The sequence below is a fragment of the Streptomyces sp. NPDC048504 genome (assembly GCF_043200035.1).
Lineage (GTDB): Bacteria > Actinomycetota > Actinomycetes > Streptomycetales > Streptomycetaceae > Streptomyces.
In genome coordinates this window covers 237,909-259,194 of record NZ_JBICXA010000019.1, presented here as the reverse complement: position 1 = coordinate 259,194, position 21,286 = coordinate 237,909, and the positions used below count along the sequence as shown (strand labels likewise).

Annotated in this window: 21 protein-coding genes and 1 tRNA gene; 16 read left to right on the top strand and 6 right to left on the bottom strand. The window is 71.3% G+C overall.

The genetic code is table 11. The features are described from left to right. Nucleotides 1–130 precede the first annotated feature (130 nt). Complete coding sequence (locus tag ACGFY9_RS38960) at nt 131–1,594, top strand: hypothetical protein (RefSeq protein WP_393762296.1); 1,464 nt, start codon at nt 131–133, stop codon at nt 1,592–1,594. Nucleotides 1,595–1,662: 68 nt separating this feature from the next. On the opposite strand, the gene ACGFY9_RS38955 is transcribed toward ACGFY9_RS38960, so the two are convergent. Further along, the gene (locus ACGFY9_RS38955) at nt 1,663–2,259 is read right to left on the bottom strand and encodes a histidine phosphatase family protein (protein WP_393762294.1); all 597 of its coding nucleotides are present in this window, start codon (nt 2,257–2,259) and stop codon (nt 1,663–1,665) included. Between the two features lie 209 nt (nt 2,260–2,468). Here ACGFY9_RS38955 and ACGFY9_RS38950 point away from each other — a divergent pair, with 209 nt between their 5' ends. From ACGFY9_RS38950 to ACGFY9_RS38910, 9 genes are all read left to right on the top strand, one after another. Next, complete coding sequence (locus ACGFY9_RS38950; RefSeq protein ID WP_393762292.1) at nt 2,469–3,470, top strand: phosphatase PAP2 family protein; 1,002 nt, start codon at nt 2,469–2,471, stop codon at nt 3,468–3,470. Beyond that, nucleotides 3,421–4,617, top strand: coding sequence for a hypothetical protein (locus ACGFY9_RS38945; protein ID WP_393762343.1), 1,197 nt, complete (start codon nt 3,421–3,423; stop codon nt 4,615–4,617). The genes ACGFY9_RS38950 and ACGFY9_RS38945 overlap by 50 nt, the downstream gene beginning before the upstream one ends. Then, nucleotides 4,614–4,979, top strand: a complete 366-nt coding sequence (locus tag ACGFY9_RS38940; protein WP_393762290.1) for a hypothetical protein — start codon at nt 4,614–4,616, stop codon at nt 4,977–4,979. The genes ACGFY9_RS38945 and ACGFY9_RS38940 overlap by 4 nt, the downstream gene beginning before the upstream one ends. Then, on the top strand, nt 4,970–6,568 hold the full coding sequence (locus ACGFY9_RS38935) for a hypothetical protein (protein WP_393762288.1): 1,599 nt from the start codon (nt 4,970–4,972) through the stop codon (nt 6,566–6,568). Before ACGFY9_RS38940 ends, ACGFY9_RS38935 begins: the two co-directional genes overlap by 10 nt. Further along, nucleotides 6,565–7,899, top strand: a complete 1,335-nt coding sequence (locus ACGFY9_RS38930) for an AAA domain-containing protein (RefSeq protein ID WP_393762286.1) — start codon at nt 6,565–6,567, stop codon at nt 7,897–7,899. The genes ACGFY9_RS38935 and ACGFY9_RS38930 overlap by 4 nt, the downstream gene beginning before the upstream one ends. Then, nucleotides 7,857–8,069, top strand: a complete 213-nt coding sequence (locus ACGFY9_RS38925) for a hypothetical protein (RefSeq protein WP_393762284.1) — start codon at nt 7,857–7,859, stop codon at nt 8,067–8,069. Before ACGFY9_RS38930 ends, ACGFY9_RS38925 begins: the two co-directional genes overlap by 43 nt. A gap of 185 nt (nt 8,070–8,254) precedes the next feature. After that, the gene (locus ACGFY9_RS38920) at nt 8,255–8,626 is read left to right on the top strand and encodes a hypothetical protein (protein ID WP_033283808.1); all 372 of its coding nucleotides are present in this window, start codon (nt 8,255–8,257) and stop codon (nt 8,624–8,626) included. Between the two features lie 141 nt (nt 8,627–8,767). Next, a complete protein-coding gene (locus ACGFY9_RS38915) occupies nt 8,768–9,382 on the top strand; it encodes a bifunctional DNA primase/polymerase (RefSeq protein ID WP_393762282.1) in 615 nt (204 codons plus the stop codon). Further along, nucleotides 9,373–9,446: transfer RNA gene (locus tag ACGFY9_RS38910), tRNA-Lys, on the top strand. Before ACGFY9_RS38915 ends, ACGFY9_RS38910 begins: the two co-directional genes overlap by 10 nt. Before the next feature lie 128 nt (nt 9,447–9,574). Here the strand turns inward: ACGFY9_RS38910 and ACGFY9_RS38905 are convergent. Further along, complete coding sequence (locus ACGFY9_RS38905; RefSeq protein ID WP_393762280.1) at nt 9,575–10,900, bottom strand: M6 family metalloprotease domain-containing protein; 1,326 nt, start codon at nt 10,898–10,900, stop codon at nt 9,575–9,577. Between the two features lie 366 nt (nt 10,901–11,266). Between ACGFY9_RS38905 and ACGFY9_RS38900 the strand changes: the two genes are divergently transcribed. After that, nucleotides 11,267–13,156, top strand: coding sequence for a putative bifunctional diguanylate cyclase/phosphodiesterase (locus ACGFY9_RS38900; RefSeq protein WP_393762278.1), 1,890 nt, complete (start codon nt 11,267–11,269; stop codon nt 13,154–13,156). Nucleotides 13,157–13,163: 7 nt separating this feature from the next. Here ACGFY9_RS38900 and ACGFY9_RS38895 read toward each other — a convergent pair whose 3' ends face one another. The 3 genes from ACGFY9_RS38895 to ACGFY9_RS38885 form a co-directional block, all read right to left on the bottom strand. Beyond that, nucleotides 13,164–14,297 (bottom strand): LLM class flavin-dependent oxidoreductase, encoded by a 1,134-nt coding sequence (locus ACGFY9_RS38895; protein ID WP_393762276.1) that lies wholly within the window; start codon nt 14,295–14,297, stop codon nt 13,164–13,166. Nucleotides 14,298–14,398: 101 nt separating this feature from the next. Continuing rightward, nucleotides 14,399–15,133: an aspartate/glutamate racemase family protein gene (locus tag ACGFY9_RS38890; protein ID WP_393762274.1), complete on the bottom strand. Its 735-nt coding sequence runs from the start codon at nt 15,131–15,133 to the stop codon at nt 14,399–14,401. After that, the gene (locus ACGFY9_RS38885) at nt 15,130–15,915 is read right to left on the bottom strand and encodes an aspartate/glutamate racemase family protein (RefSeq protein ID WP_393762272.1); all 786 of its coding nucleotides are present in this window, start codon (nt 15,913–15,915) and stop codon (nt 15,130–15,132) included. The genes ACGFY9_RS38890 and ACGFY9_RS38885 overlap by 4 nt, the downstream gene beginning before the upstream one ends. 170 nt (nt 15,916–16,085) lie before the next feature. Between ACGFY9_RS38885 and ACGFY9_RS38880 the strand changes: the two genes are divergently transcribed. Together ACGFY9_RS38880 and ACGFY9_RS38875 are read left to right on the top strand one after the other, a co-directional pair. Further along, on the top strand, nt 16,086–17,048 hold the full coding sequence (locus ACGFY9_RS38880; protein WP_393762270.1) for a D-2-hydroxyacid dehydrogenase: 963 nt from the start codon (nt 16,086–16,088) through the stop codon (nt 17,046–17,048). 22 nt (nt 17,049–17,070) lie between these two features. After that, nucleotides 17,071–18,474 carry an amidase gene (locus ACGFY9_RS38875; protein WP_393762268.1) on the top strand — a complete coding sequence of 468 codons (1,404 nt, stop codon included), beginning with the start codon at nt 17,071–17,073 and terminating at the stop codon, nt 18,472–18,474. Here ACGFY9_RS38875 and ACGFY9_RS38870 read toward each other — a convergent pair. Then, nucleotides 18,455–18,949, bottom strand: a complete 495-nt coding sequence (locus ACGFY9_RS38870) for a DUF3830 family protein (protein ID WP_019056630.1) — start codon at nt 18,947–18,949, stop codon at nt 18,455–18,457. The genes ACGFY9_RS38875 and ACGFY9_RS38870 overlap by 20 nt on opposite strands. 47 nt (nt 18,950–18,996) lie before the next feature. On the opposite strand from ACGFY9_RS38870, the gene ehuB reads away from it, so the two are divergent. From ehuB to ehuD, 3 genes are read left to right on the top strand one after another with little or no spacing between them, the layout of a single operon-like run. Continuing rightward, a complete protein-coding gene (gene ehuB / locus ACGFY9_RS38865; RefSeq protein WP_393762266.1) occupies nt 18,997–19,914 on the top strand; it encodes an ectoine/hydroxyectoine ABC transporter substrate-binding protein EhuB in 918 nt (305 codons plus the stop codon). After that, entirely contained in the window at nt 19,911–20,633 is a 723-nt protein-coding gene (gene ehuC, locus ACGFY9_RS38860; protein ID WP_393762264.1) for an ectoine/hydroxyectoine ABC transporter permease subunit EhuC, read from the top strand. Before ehuB ends, ehuC begins: the two co-directional genes overlap by 4 nt. After that, nucleotides 20,630–21,280, top strand: coding sequence for an ectoine/hydroxyectoine ABC transporter permease subunit EhuD (gene ehuD, locus ACGFY9_RS38855; RefSeq protein ID WP_393762262.1), 651 nt, complete (start codon nt 20,630–20,632; stop codon nt 21,278–21,280). Before ehuC ends, ehuD begins: the two co-directional genes overlap by 4 nt. Nucleotides 21,281–21,286: the final 6 nt, after the last annotated feature.

Genomic DNA, 21,286 nt, shown 5'->3' with positions numbered 1-21,286 from the left:
GTTTGTAGCCAAACCCTGCGTGGCGGGTCGTGCACAGCAGGTACGTTCTTGCCCGCTGGAAACAGGGCGTCACTCAACAAGTCACCCTGAATCCGGCATGGTTCGACGGTTCGCACGAGAGGACCCGGCCATGGCGTCGTCAATGGTGACCCCGTCCCCGTTCCCCCGACCACCGAGACCCAATCTCGCCTTCCGGCGGCTGCGCGGACAGCGCTCACCGGCGGAGTTCGCCGCAGCCGTACGCCGGTCCGCGCGGGAGATCGGCGAGCGGGTCAGCTGCGACGCGCGCTACGTAGGCCGCGTCGAGGCCGGTGAGATCCGTTGTCCCAACTACGCGTACGAACGGGTGTTCCTGCACATGTTCCCCGGCCGCACGCTCGCCGACCTCGGCTTCGCGCCCCGCTCGTCCGTACGCGGACGCGGGGCGCGCACCGCCGAGGACACGCCCCCCGCACACCTCACAAGCCCGGCCTGCATCACGGATGAGTCGGCCAGGGCGGGTGAGACGCAGGACGTGTACGAGCCGTATGACACGCAGGACCCGTACGACACGCACCAGAACCACGAGGAGAGCGACGTGCTGCGTCGCGCATTCATGAGGGGCGGCACCGTCACGGTGGCCGCCGGCACGCTGGGCCCCCTGGGGCTCACCCTGGACGCCGTGGCAACGGAACGTTCCGTCCGCCGCCCCGGTACGAGCGAGGCGGGCGCCCTGGAAGAGGCCGTCCGCAGAATCCGGCTGCTCGACGACCGGCACGGCGCCGACGGCCTCTACCGGCGCGCGGCGGCCCCGCTGCGCGCCGCCTACGCCCTGCTCGACGCGGGCACCACCCGGCAGTCGGTCGCCGAGAGACTGCACTCCGGAGCGGGTGAACTCGCCATCTCGGTGGGCTGGTTGGCCCATGACTCCGGCCGCTTCGACGACGCCCGCTCGCACTACGCGGAGGCGCTCGCCACAGCCCGGATGACCGGCGACGCCGGCCTTGAGGCACACGCCTTCTGCAATACGGCGTTCCTCGCGCGGGACGCCGGACGCCCGCGCGAGGCGGTGCGCGCCGCGCAGGCCGCGCAGCGCGTCGGAGGGCCCCTGGGCTCCGCGCGCCTGATGTCGCTGCTCGCGCTGCGCGAGGCGGGCGGCTGGGCGGGGCTCGCCGATCGCACCGGCTGCGAGCAGGCGCTGGCCCGTGCGCAGGCCCTCTTCGAGCGGGGCCACTCGGACGCCGACCCCGAGTGGATGAGCTTCTACGGAGAGGCCGAGTTGGAGGGGCTTGAGGCGCAGTGCTGGTCCACCCTGGGCGACTGGCCTCGGGCCGCACGTCACGCACGGCGTGCGGCGCATCTTCAGGATCCGCATTTCACTCGGAACATCGCGCTGTACATGGCCGAGCTGGCGGATGACCTCGCGCGGGGTGGCCGTCCGGATGAGGCGGCCACTGCGGGGATGCGGGTGCTTGATCTTTTGGACCTGGTGCAGTCGTCGCGGATTCAGACGATGTTGGCGGGGACGGCTCGGGTGCTGTTGCCTCACAAGAGGGCGTCGGGTGTATCGACCTTCCTGGAGAGGCACTCAGGCCTGCCCAGAACAGCGGCCTAGCTGCAGGGCCTTTGGTTTTTAGGGGCGCGGGGAACTGCGCGACCAGCCCCCACCGGCCGACAGTCGCACTACAAGACCAGGTGCCCCACGTCGTTCCAGCTCTCGATCGCCGGCTCCCCGTAGGCCCACCCAAGCACCGACAACGACGTCGGATTGAGCCGTATCCGCGCCGCGAAGTCGATCGGCAGGCCGAGCCAGCGGGCGCCGATCGAGCGCAGGATGTGGCCGTGGGCGAAGACCAGGACGTCGCGGTCCTCGGCGCGGGCCCAGGTGACGACCTCGTCCGCGCGGGCGGTGACCTCGGCGAGGGTCTCCCCTTCGGGGACGCCGTCGCGCCAGATGAGCCAGTCGGGGCGTGCGGAACGGATCTCCTCCGGGGTCATGCCCTCGTAGGCGCCGTAGTCCCACTCCATGAGGGTGTCCCACGGGGTCGCGCGGTCGCCGAAGCCGGCCAGTTCGCAGGTCTCACGCGCGCGTGCCAGCGGGCTGGTGCGGACCTCCACCCCGGGGAGGCCGTCGAACGGGGCCCGATGCAGTCGCTCGCCCAGCACCTTGGCGCCGCGTCGGCCCTCTTCGAGGAGCGGGACGTCGGTCCTGCCGGTGTGCTTCCCGGACAGCGACCATTCGGTCTGTCCGTGCCGGGCCAGCAGGATGCGCGGTGCCATGAGGGACCCTTCCGGGAGAAAACGAGAGGCGGGTCACTCCATCATCGCGCACCCTTGCGAAGGGCAACCCGGGGGGCGATCTCTGCGTCTTTGAGGTCCGGGGGCGCCGGAAACAGGGCGCGCACATACGCCGTAAAGTGTTCCGACCGGGCCATCGGGAAGCCGGACCACGGGGCAGCGCACCAGAACAGAAGGGGGAGGGCGATCGGATGCCGCAGACCGAGACACCAGGCATCGAGGCGGACCGCCGAACCCGGCTGCGCTGGTGGACCGAGCTGCCGCTGATCCTCATGGTGTACGCCTCGTACTCGGCGGGCCGGCTGCTGGCCCGGGGTGACACGGCGAGCGCCGTGGACCACGGACTGGCGATCCTGCGCATCGAGAAGGTCCTGCACATCAACGCCGAGCACCCGCTCAACCGCCTCTTCACGCGCGAGTCCTGGCTCGGCGTCCCGGCGGACTTCTGGTACGCGTCGCTGCACTACCTGATCACGCCCGCGATCCTGATCTGGCTGTTCAGGTCGCGCTCCCAGGTCTACCGCGCGGCCCGCACCTGGCTGATGACCTCCACGTTCATCGGCCTGATCGGCTTCACCCTCCTCCCGACCTGCCCGCCCCGGCTGCTCTCCCCGGACTACGGCTTCGTCGACACGATGGCCAAGTACAGCTCGTACGGCTGGTGGGGCGGCGACGCGAGCGCGCCGCGCGGCCTCGGCGGCATGACGAACCAGTACGCGGCGATGCCGAGCCTGCACTGCGGCTGGGCGCTGTGGTGCGGTGTGATGCTCTGGCGCTACGGCGGGACCCGGCTGACCAAGGTCGTCGGGGTCGCCTATCCGCTGCTGACGGCGATCGTGGTCATGGGCACCGCGAACCACTACCTCCTCGACGCGGTCGCGGGCGTGGTCGTGATGGGCCTCGGATTCCTGCTGGCGCCGCAGGTGATGAAGGCGGCGGATCGGATCAGGACGCAATTCGAGGGACGCGGATCGCTGGTTGCGGCGCGCTCGCGTGACGCCGCCGCCGGCACCTCCCGCAAGGCCTCCCGTGACGCCTCCCGTGGCTCAGAAACCTCAATTGTCAGTGGCGGATGCCAGACTTCGGCGGGTGAGCGAATTCCACGGCAGCGCGAGTCACAGCTCGGTACCGGAGCCGAGCCGGGTGCCTCCCCCACGGACGCGGGGGACGGCGCTCCGGCAACGGCTCGCTGAGCTGCGCGGCCCGGACGTCCCGGCCAAGGCGCTGGACGCGCGCGCCCTCGCGGCCCTGGCGGCGAACCCGGGCTGCAAGCGGCGGGCGATCCTGGACGGCGCGGGGGTGAACAAGGCGGTGCTGGCCGACGCGCTCGGCGCACCCTCGTCCTTCGGGCAGTCCCAGTTCGCCTTCATGCGGGGCAACGCCTTCGAGGCGCGGGTCAAGGCGGACGGCGGCGCGGAGCTGCTGCGGCTGGTGCACGAGAAGCTGGACCCGGGCGCCGAGCCGCCGACCCGCGCGCGGGTGCCCAAGCTGGACGCGATCGGCCCCGAGGGGCGCGCGGCCCGTACGGCGCTCGCGCTGCGCGAGGCCACCGAGGCCGCCGCCTGGACCCTGCTCGACCACCCGATGCTCGCCCTCGATGTGGCGGGGTCGCCCGCGTTCCTGGAGCCGGACGCGGTCGTCGTGCACCCGGACGGCAGTTGGACGGTCGTGGAGATCAAGTCCTTCCCGATGCTGGACGGTTCGGCGGACCCGGCGAAGGTCGGCGCGGCGGCCCGCCAGTCGGCGGTGTACGTGCTGGCGTTGGAGGAGGTCGCGGCCAAGCTGGATCCCGTTCCCCGGGTCCGCCACCGCATCCTCCTGGTCTGCCCGAAGGACTTCTCGAACCTGCCCACCGCGTCCGCCGTCGACGTCCGCAAGCAACGTGCGGTCACCGGCCGCCAGTTGGCCCGCCTCACCCGTATCGAGGACATCGCCGACACCCTCCCCGAGGGCACCTGCTTCGCCCCCGACCGCCCGGCCGCCGAGCTGACCGCCGCCGTCGAGTCGGTCCCCGCGGCCTACGCCCCCGAATGCCTGGCCGCCTGCGAACTCGCCTTCCACTGCCGCGACCACTCCCGTACCTCCGGCGCGGTCACCGCCCTCGGCCGCTCCCTCCGCGCCGACCTCGGCGACCTGACCACGGTCGACGAGGTCCTGGCGGCGGCCCACGGCGAGTCCGGAGACCCGGACGACCCGGCGGTGGCGGCGCTACGGAGGGCGGCGGAGCTGCGGGCCGAGGCGCTGGAGAACGCGGCCGCGCTACGAGGGCAAGCGCCGGGGAGTGCGGCCGAGTTGCCGATGGAGGCGCTGGGAAGTGCGACGGGCGGTGGGGCGCGGTGACTGTGATCCTGTTCGGCACGGTCGCCGGCCCGGCGCGACCCGCGATGACGGCAGACCCGTGCGCCGTAGCCGCTGCCCCGGCACGACATGCGACGACCACAATCCCGCGCGGCACCCTCGCCGCCACGGCGCAACGCTTGACGGCCGCGAGCCCGCGCACCGTCGCCACCGCGACACGACACCCGATGACCGCGAACCCGGACGCCGCCATCGCCGACCCGGCGCGACCCGCGACGAGCCCGATCCCGCATGCCCCCGACGCACCGGCGCCGTACCGCCAGCCGGCATCTCGCGCCCCGCACAGCCCGCACCACCACACCCCAACCCCGGTCACCCACCCCGAGGGGACCCCGTGTCGCTGATCTCAACTCTCGCTCGGCTGGAGGCAGTTCAGACCGGCCGTGCCCAGCGCGCCGCCACCGTCCTGCACCGGCACCTGTCCGCGCGCCCCCTCGTCCTCGTGCCGCTGACCACCGCCGGTGAGGCCGGGGCGCCGCTCGGTGCGCTCGTCGGTACGGACCGGGACGCGCCGCGGCTGTTCGTCGTACCACAGCCGCGGGACCGGGACCTCAGGTTCACGTTTCTCGCCGAACTGGCCGACGTGGTCCTGCCGTACATCGACACGTTCGCGGACGACGTCGAGGCCGCCGAGCGGAACGAGACCGATCCGGAGACCGGGAAGCGGGTCAAGGTCGAGGTCGAACTGTGCGCGGACGCACCGCAGTTGATCGTGCCGAGCCGCGCGGGCATCGAGTTGGTGCGGCTGCTGGGGCGTTCGATGCGCTTTCGGCGTACGGCCGAGCAGGACCCGGAGACCCCGCACCCGGCGCCCCCGCGCGTGCCGTTGCTCGGGCGGTGGCTGACGCACTACGGGGAGCGGGCCCGGGTGCCCGGTTCCGCGCTGCTGCTCGCGCTCACCGAGGTGCTCGGGCGGCACTGGTCCACGGGTCAATCCAGCCTGGAGGACCAGCACTTGGCCGCGCTGCTCGCCTGGATCGACCCACCGGACGGTGTCTCCGGCGCCGAGGCCGCGCTCGACGCGGAGCTGCGGCGGGACGGGCGGGGCCAGTTGGTGTGCCCGCCGGCCGGCCCGGCCACGGACCCGGCGTTCGACAACAAGCTGCTCGCCCCCGCCATCGAGCGCTACGACCGCGCCCGTACCGCCCTCGCCGCCGCCGAGGACGGTCTGGAGGCGGACGACCGGCTCGGTGAACTCACCGCCGTCGAGCGGGAGATCAGGTCCCTCGTCGAGAGCGTCACCCGCCCCACCTGGGACGCGGTGTGGCACGGGCTCGACCTGTTGCGGGCGTTGCCGGAGGGTGCGCACGCCGTCGACCGGTGGACCCGGGACCGCTGGTCGTTCACCGGTCACCGGGACCGGATCGTCGCCGGTGAGCCCCCGCAGCCGCGCCGCGACGACGCGGTGACCGCGGCCAACAAACTCGCCACGCGCGAGCGCGAACAGGCCCGGCTGGACGCCCAGGAGGCCCTGGACGACCCGCTGGTGATGGCCGGGCGGCGGCTCGCCGGGGAGGCGTTCGCGGGCGAGGTCATCGATGTCGTCATGGCGTACAGCGAGGGCAAGAGCCCCCGCCCGCGCCCGCTGGTGACCGTGCGCACGGACGACCGGCCGCATCTCGGGGAGCGGGTGAAGGTGTTCCGGTCGCTCGGCGGGAAGCCGCAGTCGGCGGAGTTCGTGGGCCACGAGGAGGACGGTGCCGTCGTCGTGCTCCGGGTCGTCGACAAGATGGGGCGTGGCAAGGAGCCGGAGACCGGTTCGCTGCCGGAGAAGGGCGACCGGATCTGCTTCACGCTGTTCGAGCACGAGCAGCGGGGCGGCGCGAAACTGCCCGACCAGGAGGAGACGCCGTGGACGCACGGGGGTCCGCCGGGCGAGGAGAGCGCCGTACAGGAGGCCGCCGACCCGCTGACCGAGGAGGACGTCCTGTGACCACCGTGTTCGACCCCGGCGCCGAGGCCGGCCGCGCCACCGACGCGATCCTCCGCGACACCCTGCACGGCACGGCTCGCGGAGTCGTCGTCGACTCCCCGCCGGGCGCCGGCAAGTCCACCCTCGTCGTCCGCGCGGCGCTCGAACTGGCCGACGCGGGGCGCCCGTTGATGGTGGTCGCGCAGACCAACGCGCAGGTCGACGACCTGGTCGTACGGCTCGCCGAGAAGAACGGCGAGCTGCCGGTCGGCCGCCTCCACAGCAGTGACGCCGACCCGTACGACAAGACGCTGGACGACCTGCCGAACGTACGGAAGTCGGCGAAGGCGGGCGAACTCGCAGGCCTCCCGGTCGTCATCTCAACCGCGGCCAAGTGGGCGCACGTCAAGGTCGACGAGCCGTGGCGGCACGCGATCGTCGACGAGGCGTACCAGATGCGCTCGGACTCGCTGCTGGCCGTGGCCGGGCTGTTCGAGCGGGCGCTGTTCGTGGGCGATCCGGGCCAGTTGGACCCGTTCGCGATCGTCGGCGCGGAGCAGTGGGCAGGCCTTTCCTACGACCCCTCGGCCTCCGCGGTGACGACCCTTCTGGCCCACAACCCCGAACTGCCGCAGCACCGCCTGCCGGTGTCGTGGCGACTCCCGGCGTCGGCGGCGCCCCTCGTGTCGGACGCGTTCTACCCGTACACGCGCTTCCGCAGCGGCACGGGCCCCGGCGACCGGCGGCTCACCTTCGGTGTCCCGTCGGACGGTTCGGGCCCGGACCGGGTGATCGACGAGGCCGCCGAGGCGGGCTGGGGCCTGCTGGAACTGCCCGCCCGCCACACCCCTCGCACGGACCCGGAGGCGGTGCGGGCGGTGGCGACGGTCGTACGACGCCTGCTGGACCGGGGCGGCGCGGCCACGTCGGAGCGCTCGCCCGACCCCACTCCCCTGACCGCCGACCGCATCGCGGTCGGTACCGCGCACCGGGACCAGGCGGCGGCGGTCCGCGCGGCGCTGGGTGAGTTGGGCGTCACGGACGTGACGGTGGACACGGCGAACCGGCTCCAGGGGCGGGAGTTCGACGTCACGGTGGTCCTCCACCCCCTCTCCGGCCGCCCCGACGCCACCGCCTTCCACCTGGAGACGGGCCGGCTGTGCGTCCTGGCCTCCCGGCACCGGCACGCGTGCATCGTGGTCTGCCGGGCGGGGGTCAGTGAGTTGCTGGACGACCATCCGTCGACGGAGCCGGTGCAGCTGGGGGTGACGGTGAAGTTTCCCGACGGGTGGGAGGCGATGATGTCCACATGGGACCACTGGTCCGAGCACCGGGTGGCCTGGCGTCCCTGACCGTCCTTACGGCACCTGCCCGTCAGGCGATCGGCATGGCGCCGCCGATCCGCCGGGCGGAGTCCGGCACGCCGCCGGAGGCGGCCAATGGAAACAGTCCGGACGGCTGGGAGGCGAATCACGCGGTGCTGGCGCATCTCGCGGAACACCGGGTGGTCTGGAGACCGTGACCTGCGGCTCCCCGTGGTCCGGTCCGCGGGGTGATGAATACCGGGCCGGGCGGCTGGGCAGCCAATCATGCGGTGCGGGATCGGTGCCTCGGGAGTATGCCGGGGGCCCCTTGCGCGCCCGGGGGACAATGGACGGTGGTCCGCTCGTGAGGCGGGTCATCCATGACGTACGAGGAGGAGAAGACATGGCGGAGCACACGCCGCGTCGCAACGAATCGCGGCTACGCCCCGCGCCCCTGCTCTTCGAGCCCGCCCAGGCGGCCGAGGACCCGGAGCACTTCTTCGACCTGGAGTCGATGGACGACCCCCGCGCGCTGCTGGCCCGCGCGACGGAGCTGACCCACGCGTTCCGCGCCGCGACCGACCGCGCGGTGGAGTTCCAGGCGATCGCGGCGGCCCAGCTCGCCGACCCACGCCGCTTCGACCGGCTGACCCCGGCGGACATCGCCGAGCGCGCCGAGTGGACCGAGGACTACGCCAAGAAGATGGTCGAGTTCGGCCGGGACCTGCTGCGCGGCACGGAAGGCCGGGACAGCGGGGGTGCCGACCCCGTGTGACCTCGGGAGCGGGGGCCCGGAGGACGAGAAAGAACTTCTGGCATATGCCGGTCGGGCAAGATACTCCTTCCCGCCCCCTCCTGTCCCGATTTCTGACAACTCTCAGAGAGCGGGTGCTCACGGGCGGTAGATCTATGGGACATGAGCCGCACACAGGATGAGCCCTTCGCCGACCGCTTCGACATCTCGGGCGTCACCCGGGACGGTGCCGCCTGGCTCGCCTCGGCAGGAACGTATCCGCGCAGCACCCTCGCCCTCTGGAAGGAACGGCCGGACGCCCCGGTCGTCCTGCCCTGCGGCTCCGCCTTCGACGTGGTGAGCGCCCCGGTGGTCTTCGGGCGCCGTATGGTCGACCGCTTATGGGAAGAGGGCGCGGGCTCCGGACCCGTCGCGACGCACCGGGGACGGATGCTCCTGTTCGCCAGTCCCGGCACCGCTCAGCGGTTGCCGTCGCTGATGGGCTGGGAGGAGTGGGGCGCACACCCCGGGGAGCACAGCCGTACGGGGTCCGTCCCGCCGTTGCTGTGTCACGGCAAGGGCGACGCGGTGACCGTCCCGGCGCTGGTGCGCGGGGCATCGCCGGCCCCGTTCGACTCGCGCTGGCTGGTCGCTCCGGACACCCGTCGGCCTTGGCTTCCCGGCGCCGAAATCCTGCTCTGGGCGGCCGTGCGGGCGGCCCGCGAGACCGTGCGGATATCGATTTTTCCTCCCCCGGATCAGGATGCTAAGGTCTACGACGTCAGCAGGCGCCGCTAGCTCAGTTGGTTAGAGCAGCTGACTCTTAATCAGCGGGTCCGGGGTTCGAGTCCCTGGCGGCGCACGCTAGCGATGGCGAGGCATGTTCGCGGACAACGCGAACCAGCCTCGCCATCGTTGTTTTTGCGCGGCTTCGCCGCGCGTTGCGGGGGCTTCGCCACCCACACCCCCACCGCCACCGGTCCGGGGTTCTCAGCCCGGCTCCCCCGGCGTGATGGTCACCGTCCACGCCCCCGAAGGCGTCCGCCCCTCCACCTCCACCTTCACGTTGTCGCCGGGCACGGTGAAGCTCTCGCCGAGGGAGACCGGGGCGTCGGCGAGGGGCGGGTAGACCGAGGTCTCCCAGCAGGCCTCGGTGCGCGGGTGGGCGTCGACGACCTCGATCGGGCCGTTGCCGGAGGCCGCGCCGTCGCGCACCCGGTACACGAGGATGCCCTGTTTGCAGGCCGTGCTGTCGTTGCCGACGGGGCTGCGCGCCTCGAAGGCCAGCGCGCTGTCGGTCCCGGTGCGCACGACGGCCAGCTTGGCGCCGAGGCCGAGGCCGAACACCGGTGATCCCGCCGCGGCCCCGGCCGAGGAGGTGCCGGGCCCGGCGGCCACGGGTTCCAGGGTCAGCCGTTTCGGCGCGGTGCCCCGTACGCACACCACCTGGCGCGGATCCAGCCAGCCCAGCTTCCACTTGTGCCAGGCGAACAGGTCCGGGGAGAGCCCGAACTGACTGCCCATCAGATCCCAGTCGCCGACGTAGGTGTCCCAGTCGCCCTTGCCGTCCACCGGCCGGTGGTAGAGGTCGGGCAGGTCGAAGACGTGGCCGGTCTCGTGGGCGAGGACGAGCCGGTCCGGCGGGTGCTTCTCGAAGACCGTGACGACCCGTCGGACGTCCGTGCCGTCGGCCCGCAGCGGGGTGTCCAGGTTGACGACCTTCGTCGCGTCCGAGTCCACTCCGGGCGCGTCCGGATCCGCCACGAAGTACACGATGTCGTAGCGCGAGAAGTCGACCTGCGGGTCGGAGGCGGCGAGCGCGTCGCGGAGGTACGCGGCGCGGTTCACCGGGTTCCAGTCGCGCTGTATGGCGTACGACGTCGAGGCGTGCGGCATGCGGATCCAGTTCCGCAGCGGGTGCGGGCGGAGCGTGAATCTGCCGTAGGAGGCGCGTTCGTAGAAGCGGGTGGTGGCCGGGAAGTGGTCGGCGGCGAGTTCGGCGGGGGTGGTCCGCGGGGTCGCGTCGGGGAAGGAGAGGAAGATCATCACCGCGTCGAGCGGGCGGGTGGGGCGCGGGTAGGCGGTGTTCCAGGTGTCGAGACCCTCGGAGTGGTGGGCGTCGGTGCGCTTGAGGGCACAGGGTGTGGTCGAGAACGGCTCGGCGACCGACTGGCTGGACATGATCGAGGTCGCGGCGAGCGCGGACATCGTGGTGAACACGGCGGCGGTGCCGCGCAGTCCGGGTCGGGTACGCCACTGGGCGAGCCCCTTGAGCGCCGTACGGGAGAGCCCCTTGAGGGGGAGCTGACACGGCACGTTGGACCTCCGGGAGCGGGTTCACGGGACACCGACACCCAGCCTGTGATGGTTTGTTGGGGTACGCCCTGTTTATCTGCACCAGACGAGTGAGGGGGCGGCCGGGACACGCCCGGGCCGACATCCGGAAACACTCACGGAACGTCACATGTGGTCGGCCATTTGAAGAACCCGCCCAGGTGCGGGCGGAAACGATCTGCCGGAACCGGCCGTTGTTCCGGGACACTGGACAGTGGCTGGAAGGGCCGGGGGCCAACCTCTATGATCGGCACACTTTCCTGCACGGACACGGCACGGCGGCCCCCCACCCGGTCGGCCATCCCGACGAGACCCATCCGAAGATCGAGTGCACTGCGGGAGCGAGCGGTGAGCGGAACGTCCGAAGGGCCGGCGCCCGCGGCAGACCTCATCCGGCCAGCCGTCACAGAGAGTAAGGGCGAGGCATCGCCTCGTACCGATGTCCCCTGTTCCACCGAGGTCCCGGACTCCCACGAGTCCCCCGGGTCCCTCGCATCCCTTGAGTCCCTCGAAGGCGGCCGTCTCGGGTCAGCCTTCTCCGCGGCTCCCCTCGCGATGGCCGTCGTGGACCGCGACGGTCTGGTCGTCAGCGCGAACGACTCGTTCGGCGCGCTGCTCGGCAAGGCGGGCACCGCGCTGACCGGGCGGGTCGCGGCCGATCTGATGGACCTGAAGTCGGACGCGCGGACCTGGCACGCCTACCGCGAGGTGCTGCGCGGCCGGCAGGCCAAGCTGAGCTGCACCCGCCGGGTCAAGCACCCCGACGGACACGTGCTGTGGGCGCAGGTGACCGTGGCACCGCTGCCCGCCGAGGAACACGGTGTGCTGCTGTCCCTCACCGACATCAGCGCCCGCCGTGAACTCCAGGCGCGGCTGCGGCACTTGGAGATGCACGACCCGGTGACCCGGCTGCCCAACCGCACCCTGTTCTTCGAGCGGCTCTCGGCCGCGCTGGAGGCGGAGTCGTACGAGCAAGGGGGTACCGGGCGGATCGGCCTGTGCTATCTGGATCTGGACGGCTTCAAGGCGGTCAACGACACGCTCGGCCACCGGGTCGGCGACCGGCTCCTTGCCGCCGTGGCCGAAAGGCTGACGCGGTGTGCGGACGAAGCCGGTTACGCGCGGGCGAGTTCACCGCTGGTGGCGCGGCTGGGCGGAGACGAGTTCGCGCTGCTTGTCGAGGACTCGACCGGGACCGACCAACTGGCCGAACTCGCCGAGTCGGTGCTCAAGGCCCTGCAGGCGCCGTTCGACCTCTCCGGGCAGCGGCTGTCGCTGTCGGCGTCGATCGGTGTGGTCGAGCGGCACGCGTCCGGTACGACGGCCACCGGTCTGATGCAGGCCGCCGACACGACGCTGTACTGGGCGAAGGCGGACGGCAAGTCCCGCTGGACGCTGTTCGATCCGGAGCGCAACGCGCACCGCATGACCCGCCAGGCGCTGGCCTCCACGCTCCGTCCGGCCATCGAGCGGGGTGAATTCACCCTGGAGTACCAGCCGTTGGTGGGGATGGAGAACGGACGGCTGCGCGGGGTCGAGGCGTTGGTGCGCTGGAATCACCCGCAGTTCGGCATGCTGACGCCGAATCGGTTCATCGGACTGGCGGAGGAGGACGGCTCGATCGTGCAGCTCGGCCGCTGGGTCCTGGTCACCGCCTGCCGCCAGGCCCGGCGTTGGCAGCTGGACCACCCGGACGAGCCGCCGATCTTCGTGAGCGTCAACGTGGCCGTACGCCAGGTGTGGGACTCGGACCTGGTCGCGGATGTGGCGGAGACCCTCGCCGAGACCGGACTGGACCCGCGGCTGCTGCAGTTGGAGCTGACCGAGTCCGCGGTGATGGGGTCGGCGGGGCGGCCGCTGCAGACGCTCCAGGCGCTGAGCGACATGGGTGTGCACATCGCCATCGACGACTTCGGCACCGGTTACTCGAACCTGGCGTATCTGAGCCGGCTCCCGGTCTCCGTCCTGAAGTTGGACGGGTCCTTCGTGCGGGGCTTCCAGTACGAGGGCGAGGGCGTCCCGCCGAACCCGGCGGACGAGGTCATCGTCGAGGCGATGATCCAACTCGCCCACCGGCTGGGCCTGTCGGTGACCGCCGAGTGCGTGGAGACCTCGTCGCAGGCGTCCCGGCTGCGCCGGATCGGCTGCGACACCGGACAGGGGTGGCTGTACTCCCGTCCGGTGGCGCCGGATCGTATCTCCGAACTATTGGGAACAAAGGCCTGCCAGCAGACCTGATAAACCTTCAGTTCTGAGAGACCGTCAACCCGTAGGCGTCCGCGATCAGTTCGTACGAGCGCAGGCGCAGGTCGCCGTTGTGGGCGTGGGACGTGAGCATCAACTCGTCGGCGCCCGTGCGCTTCTGGAGGTCGTCGAGTCCGGCGCGGACCTCGTCGGCGGTGCCGTGGATGACGTTGGCGTTCCAGGAGGTGATGAACTCCCGCTCCATGGGGCTGAATTCGTACGCCTCGGCCTCTTCCGGGGTGGGCACGAGTCCGGGGCGGCCGGTGCGCAGCCGGACCATGTTGAGGGCGGCGGCCAGCACCTGGCGGCGCGCCTCCTTCTCGTCGTCGGTGGCGAGGGCGGAGACACCGATCAGGGCGTACGGCGCGTCGAGCACCGCGCTCGGGCGGAAGGACTCGCGGTAGAGGTCGAGCGCCGGGATCGTGTTCTGCGCGGAGAAGTGGTGCGCGAAGGCGAACGGCAGGCCGAGCATGCCGGCCAGGCGGGCGCTGAAGCCGGAGGAGCCGAGGAGCCAGACCGGCGGGCGGTGCGGGGACTGGACACCGCCGGGCGAGGTCGACTGGATCGGGCCGGGGACCGCGTGGATGCGGGCGTAGGGGTGGCCGGAGGGGAAGTCGTCGTCCAAGAAGCGGGTGAGTTCGGCGAGTTGCTCGGGGAAGTCGTCGGCGCCCTCGTTCAGCCGGTCGGTGCGGCGCAGTGCTGCGGCGGTGGCGCCGTCGGTGCCGGGGGCGCGGCCGAGGCCCAGGTCGACGCGGCCCGGGGCGAGCGCCTCCAGGGTGCCGAACTGCTCCGCGATGACGAGCGGCGCGTGGTTCGGGAGCATGACGCCGCCCGAACCGAGGCGGATGCGGTCCGTGTGGGCGGCGAGGTGGGCCAGGATCACGGCGGGCGAGGAGGAGGCGACGCCCGGCATCGAGTGGTGCTCGGCGACCCAGTAGCGGTGGAAGCCGCGCGACTCGGCGAGAGCGGCGATCTTCACGCTGGTACGCAGCGCGTCGGTGGCGGTGCGGCCGGCGCCCACGGTCACCAGGTCCAGTACGGAGAGGGGGACGGGGGCGGTGCCCTGTGCCGTGCCCCGGATCTCGTCACCCCTGATCTCGTCGGTCGCGCCCCGGACCTCGTCGTCTGCCGCCACGGTGGGTGCCTCCTGTTGTGAGCTGTGCGGTGTCCTTCCCCGCTCCTTCTCCGCGTAACAGGAGGCTGTCTCCGCTTTATTCCCGGAAGTCGGCTGGCGGCTCAGCCCGCCTGCACCAGCGGTTCCTTCGTGAAGAGCGCCCCAAGGTCCGGCGCGTTGACCTTGCGGTCCGCCAGCCGCAGGGCCTCCCAGACCGTGACCTGGTTGGCCGTGAGGACCGGCTTGCCGAGTTCCTTCTCCAGGTCCGGGATGTGGGCGGCCGTGTGCAGGGCCGTGTCCGGGAGGAGGACCGCCTCGATGTCCGGGCCGTCCACCGCCCGGGCCAGGGTGAGCACCTCGTCGTAGCCCCAGGTGCCGACCTCGGCGGCGGTGATGATGCCGGAGGCGCGCACCACGGCCGGTTCCACTCCCCCGGCGCGCAGGAAGTCCGCGAACAGGTTCGCCACGTCGTCCGGGTAGGTCGCCCCTACGGCCACCCGGCGCACCCCCAGCTCCTTCGCCGCGTGCACGAAGGCGAAGGACGTCGACGACGCCGGCAGGCCCGCCGCCCGGGCCAGGCCGCGGATCTGGTCGTGGGCGCCCTCCCAGCCGTAGACGAAGCTGCCGCTCGTGCAGGCCCAGACGACGGCCTCGGCGCCGGACATGCGGAGTTGTTCGACGCCCGCCGTGAGGCGCTCGGGGGAGCCCATCCGCAGGAGCGCGTCCACGCGGTGGGCGTCCTCGCCGATGTCCGTGTGGACCACGTCGAGGCGGACATCGCTGCCGAGGAGCTGTTCGATGCGCGGGTAGTCGTCCTCGGCGGAGTGGCCCGGGTAGAGGAATCCGAGTGCCGTCATGACAAGCCTTCCTGGTGTTCTTCCGGCAGTACCGGCCCCTGGCGGCGGGCGGACTCGTCCAGCAGCGCCTGATAGGGGCCCACGGCACGGGTACCCAGTCGGCGGAGGGCTGCCCACATCGTGACCTGGTTGGCCGATACGACCGGTATCCGCAGTTCCGCCTCCAGCTGGGGGATCACGTCGTACGTCGGGAGGTTGGTGCAGCTGATGAAGAGCGCGTCGGCGGCGCCCTTGACGGCCTGGCGGGCCATGTCGACGACGTCGCGGTACGGCACCTTCCAGATGTGCCGGGTCAGGCCCATGAAGGCGCGGCCGGTGACCTCGACGCCGGCCTCGGCGAGGTACTCCTCCAGGGACTGGGTGACGGACACGGTGTAGGGGGTGACCAGGGCGATCCTGCGGGCGCCCAGTTCGGTGAGGGCGGCCAGCAGGGCGCCCGAGGTGGTCAGGGACGGGACCTCGCCGGCCCGGGTCATCGCCTCGCACATCGCGCGCTCCCCGGCGACCCCGCCGACGAAGCTCCCGGAGGTGCAGGCGTACGCGACGACCTCGGGGGCGACCGCGTTCAGCGTGCGGACCGCGTCGTGGAGCGTCTCGTGCTCGCTGACGAGCCGGGCCAGGTCGAGGCTCACCTCGACGGGCACGAACGGCGTCCGCGTGAGATGCAGTGAGATGTCGTCGGGGACCCAGCGCCACAACTCGCGGTCCAGCGCGAAGTCGAAGGGGGCGACCACACCGACGCCGCGCTGCGGGCGGGGTCCGCCCAGGAAGGAAACATGCATGGCTACACCGGCCTCACCAAGAGAAACGGGGTGACAACGGTCCGTGCGGGCGTCCGTGTTGACGAAGGTAGGTTCGAGTGCGAGCGTGGTCAATCCGTGCATGTCAGACGGCCGCGCCCGGTGCCTCCCGCCGTGCCTCACGCTGTACCTCCCGCGAGAAACGGCTTCGCATGACCGCAACTCCCCTTGCCCTGCCCACCCTTCTCGTCCTGGACGCCGAACCGCTGCCCCGCCTCGGCAAGCTCACCGGCCGGGTGCGCGTCGAGCACGCCGACGCGTCGACGCTCGCTGATCGACTGCCGTCCGCCGACGTCCTGTTGGTGTGGGACTTCGCCTCGCACGCGGTACGCGCCGCCTGGCCCGGCGAGGGCCCCCGGCCGCGCTGGGTGCACACGGCCAGCGCGGGTGTGGACCACCTGATGTGCCCCGAACTCGCGGACTCCGACACGGTGGTGACGAACGCGCGGGGCGTCTTCGACCAGCCGATCGCCGAGTACGTCGCCGCCCTCGTCCTCGCGATGGCCAAGGATCTGCCCAGGACACTGGAGCTCCAGCGGGAGCGGACCTGGCGGCACCGCGAGGCGCAGCGGGTGGCCGGAACGCGTGCGTGTGTGGTCGGCTCCGGGCCGATCGGGCGGGCGATCGTCCGCACCCTCAAGGCACTTGGAGTGACGACGGCGCTCGTCGGCCGCACTCCGCGCACCGGTATCCACGGCCCCGGCGAACTCGACCGGCTGATGGCGCGCGCCGACTGGGTGATCTCGGCCGCGCCGCTCACCGACGACACGCTGGGCATGTTCGACGCCCGCCGCTTCGGCTGCATGCAGCCCTCGGCGCGCTTCATCAACGTGGGCCGGGGCCAGCTCGTCGTGGAAAGCGCGCTTGCCGAGGCGCTGACGAAGCACTGGATCGCGGGTGCCGCCCTCGATGTCTTCGAGGCCGAACCCCTCACCCCGGACAGCCCGTTGTGGCAGGTCCCGGGGCTGATCGTCTCCCCGCACATGAGCGGCGACACGGTCGGCTGGCGGGACGAACTCGGCACGCAGTTCGTGGCGGCGTACGAGAGATGGGAGGCGGGCAAGCCGCTGCCGAACGTGGTCGACAAGAAGCGTGGGTACGTACCGGGGCACTGAACTCCCCACTCTGGAGGGCCGGATGACGACCGAACTCACCGAGCTGACCGCCGTGGAACTCCTGGACGGCTACCGCAGAGGGGAGTTCAGTCCCGTGGAGGCGACCCGGGCGGCCCTGGAACGGGCCGAGGAGATCCAGCCCGCCGTGAACGCGTTCGTACGGCTCGACGCGGAGGGCGCGCTGGCGTCGGCGGCCGAATCGGCCGAACGCTGGCGGCGCGGGGAGCCGACCGGACTCCTGGACGGCGTGCCGGTCACCGTGAAGGACATCCTGCTGCAGCGCGGCACCCCGACCCTGCGTGGCTCCAAGACCATTGCCGAGCAGGGCAGTTGGGATGAGGACGCGCCCTCGGTGGCCCGGCTCCGGGAGCACGGCGCAGTGTTCGTCGGCAAGACGACGACCCCGGAGTTCGGCTGGAAGGGCGTGACCGACTCCCCGCTGTCCGGGATCACCCGCAACCCGCACGACCCCTCGCGCACGGCGGGTGGGTCAAGTGGCGGGAGCGCGGCGGCCGTTGCCCTCGGCGCGGGCCCGCTGTCGCTCGGCACGGACGGCGGCGGCAGTGTCCGTATCCCCGCGTCCTTCTGCGGGATCTTCGGTCTGAAGCCCACGTACGGCAGGGTGCCGCTGTACCCGGCGAGCGCGTTCGGCACGCTGTCGCACGTCGGCCCGATGACGCGGGACGCGGCGGACGCGGCGCTGCTGCTGGACGTGATCGGCGTACCGGACGCCCGCGACTGGTCGGGCCTCGACCGCGCGCCGGGCTCCTTCACGGAGGCGCTCGCGGACGGCATACAGGGCCTGCGGATCGCGTACTCCCCGTCCCTCGGCGGCCAGGTCGCGGTGCGTCCGGCGGTCGCGGCGGCGGTACGGCGGGGCGTGGAGCGGCTGGCCTCGCTCGGCGCGTACGTCGAGGAGACCGACCCCGACTTCAGCGACCCGGTGGACGCCTTCCACACCCTGTGGTTCAGCGGCGCGGCCCGGGTGACGCAGAAACTCGCGCCGCAGCAACGGGAGTTGCTCGACCCGGGGCTGCGGGAGATCTGCGCGACGGGAGCGGGTTTCTCGGCGCTGGACTATCTGGCGGCGGTGGACGCCCGCATGGAACTCGGCCGCAGGATGGGCCTGTTCCACGAGCGCTACGACCTCCTCGTCACGCCGACCCTGCCCATTACCGCGTTCGAGGCGGGAGTCGAGGTCCCGAAGGGTTCGGGGCACCGCCGCTGGACCGGCTGGACCCCGTTCACCTACCCCTTCAACCTGACCCAGCAGCCCGCCGCCACCGTCCCCGTGGGGAACGACGGCGACGGGTTGCCGGTCGGGCTGCAGATCGTGGGCGCCCGACACCGGGACGATCTGGTGCTGCGGGCGGCGCACGCGCTGTTCGGCGCCGGGGTCTGTGGGGTCAGGCCCGCCGGAAGCTGAGGCTCTCCCCCGCCGCCCCCGACCGCCACAGGTCGTTGCAGGCCTCCGCCATCTCCTCCAGGCCCTCGACCACCTGGCCCCAGACGATGCCGGGCACCCAGCCCACGTCGCCGTTGAGGAGGAGGTTGTTGCGTTCGTAGAACAGGGCCAGGTCGACGACCGTCGTGCCGGCGCGGACCTCGCGGTCGTAGCCGTAGGCCTTCGTGCCGAGTTCCGTGCCCGCGAAGGCGAAATAGCAGAGATCGCCCGGTATGGGGGTGACTGTGGGGTTTTCCAGCGGGGGTTCCGTCTCTGCGAATGGCGGGAAAAGGGCGTAGATCTCGTTGCGGGCGTACTTGGCGTGGTAGACGTCGCCGATTAGCGGGAGTGCGTCCCAGATGGCCGCGCAGGTCAGCGGGGCGCGTTCTACCAGCAGTTTTGCCCGGCAGTGGACGTTCCGCTTTGCGAGTGAGACCTCGATGAAGTGATCCGTCATGTCTTCCAGGGTGCATAACCCGGGAGCGGTCGGGTAGCTGCGCGCCCATGGCTCCACCAATTGGGAACGACAGACACACATCCGGTCACACGCCGGGTCACACCCGCCGGGCACTGCTCGCCGGGGTGGCGGCGGCAGGTGCGCTGGGCGCGGCCGGCTGCAGTCGTGTGGCCACCGCTTCGACCACGAGCGGCGGTGAGCTGCTCGACCGGCTGAAGGCGCAGGGCGTCGTACGGCTGGGGATCGCGGGTGAGATCCCGTTCGGGTACATCGACAAGGACGGTCAACTGACCGGTGAGGCACCGAAGTTGGCGGAAGCGATCTTCAAGCGGCTCGGCGTCGACAAGGTGCAGCCCGTGCCCACGGAGTTCGGCTCGCTCATACCCGGCCTGAACTCGCAGCAGTTCGACGTCGTGGCCGCCGGGATGTACGTGACCCCGGAACGCTGTGCGCAGGTCATCTTCGCCGACCCGGACTACCAGGTGCTCGACGCGTTCGTCGTCCGCAAGGGCAACCCGAAGGGGCTGCACACCTACAAGGACGTCGTCGCGAAGAAGGCGAAGTTCGCCACCGGCACCGGCTACGCGCAGATCCAGCACGCAGTCGACTCCGGATACAAGCAGAGCGACATCCTGATCGTCCCGGACCAGGTCGCGGGGCTGAACGCCGTAGAGGCAGGGCGTGTCGACGTCTTCGCCGGTACGGCGCTCACCACCCGCGCGGTCGTGAAGAACTCCGCGAAGGCGGAGTCGACCACGCCCTTCGCACCGCTCGTCGACGGGAAACCGCGCATCGACGGCGGCGCCTTCGCGTTCCGGCCGACCGAGACGAAGCTGCGCGACGCCTTCAACGTCGAGCTGCACAAGCTCAAGAAGAGCGGGGAGCTGTTCCGCATCCTGCGGCCCTTCGGGTTCACCCAGGCCGAGATGACGAACCTCACCGCGAAGGAGCTCTGCAGCGGATGACCTCAGGCCTCTGGGAACTCGTCCTCAAAGGAGTCTGGACCACCGTCCAACTCCTCGTCCTCAGCGCGCTGTTGGCGACCGCCGTGGCCTTCGCCGTCGGCATCGCCCGTACCCACCGGCTGTGGATCGTGCGCTTCCTCGCCGGTTTCTACACCGAGGTGTTCCGCGGCACCTCCGCCCTCGTCATGATCTTCTGGGTGTTCTTCGTCCTGCCGGTCGCCTTCGGCTGGCAGCTGGTCCCGTTGTGGGCGGGCACCCTCGCGCTGGGCCTGACCTACGGCGCGTACGGCACGGAGATCGTGCGCGGCGCGCTCAACGCGGTCGACCCGGCCCAGCAGGAGGGCGGGGTCGCGCTCAGCTTCACGCCCTGGCAGCGGATGCGGCTGATCCTGCTGCCGCAGGCCGTACCCGAGATGATCCCGTCCTTCTGCAACCTGCTGATCGAACTGCTCAAGGGCACCGCCCTGGTCTCGGTCATGGGCATGGGCGATCTCACCTTCAGCGCCAACCTGGTGCGGCTCGCGCTGCAGCAGAGCGCGGAGATCTACACGTACATCCTGCTCATCTACTTCGTGATCGCCTTCACGCTCACCCGGCTGATGCGCGGGCTGGAGAAGAAGCTCAAGGCGGGGATCGGCAAGGACACCGGGGGCGGTTTCGCCGCGCGTGAGTTGAGGCGTCCCGAGACCACCGGCGTCGGAGGAGGTGGGGTCGCGTGAAGTGGGACTGGAACGCCGTGAGCGACTTCATGCCGTACTTCTGGGACGGCCTGAAGGTCACCCTGCAGATCCTGCTCCTGGGGTCGCTGATGTCCTTCGCGCTGGGACTGGTGTGGGCGCTGCTGATGCGGACGCCAACTCGCTGGGTGCGCTGGCCGGTTGGGGTCGTCACCGAGTTCGTGCGGGACACCCCGCTGCTGGTGCAGCTGTTCTTCCTGTTCTACGTGCTGCCCGAGTGGGGTCTGACCTTCTCCGCGCTGACCACCGGTGTCTTCGCGATCGGGCTGCACTACTCGACGTACACGATGCAGGTCTACCGCGCGGGCATCGAGGCGGTGCCCGTCGGCCAGTGGGAGGCGGCGACCGCGCTGAACCTTCCGGTGCGCCGGACCTGGACGGCCGTGATCCTGCCGCAGGCGATCCGCCGGGTGATCCCGGCGCTCGGCAACTACGTGATCGCGATGCTCAAGGACACCCCGATCCTGATGGTGATCACCGTGCTCGAACTGATGGGCCAGGCCCGGCTGTTCTCCCAGGATCACTACCAGTTCACCGAGCCCATCACGGTGATCGGTGTGGCCTTCGTCCTCATCTCCTATCCCGCCTCCCTGCTGATCCGAGCCCTGGAGCGACGCCTTGTCCGCTGACACGCC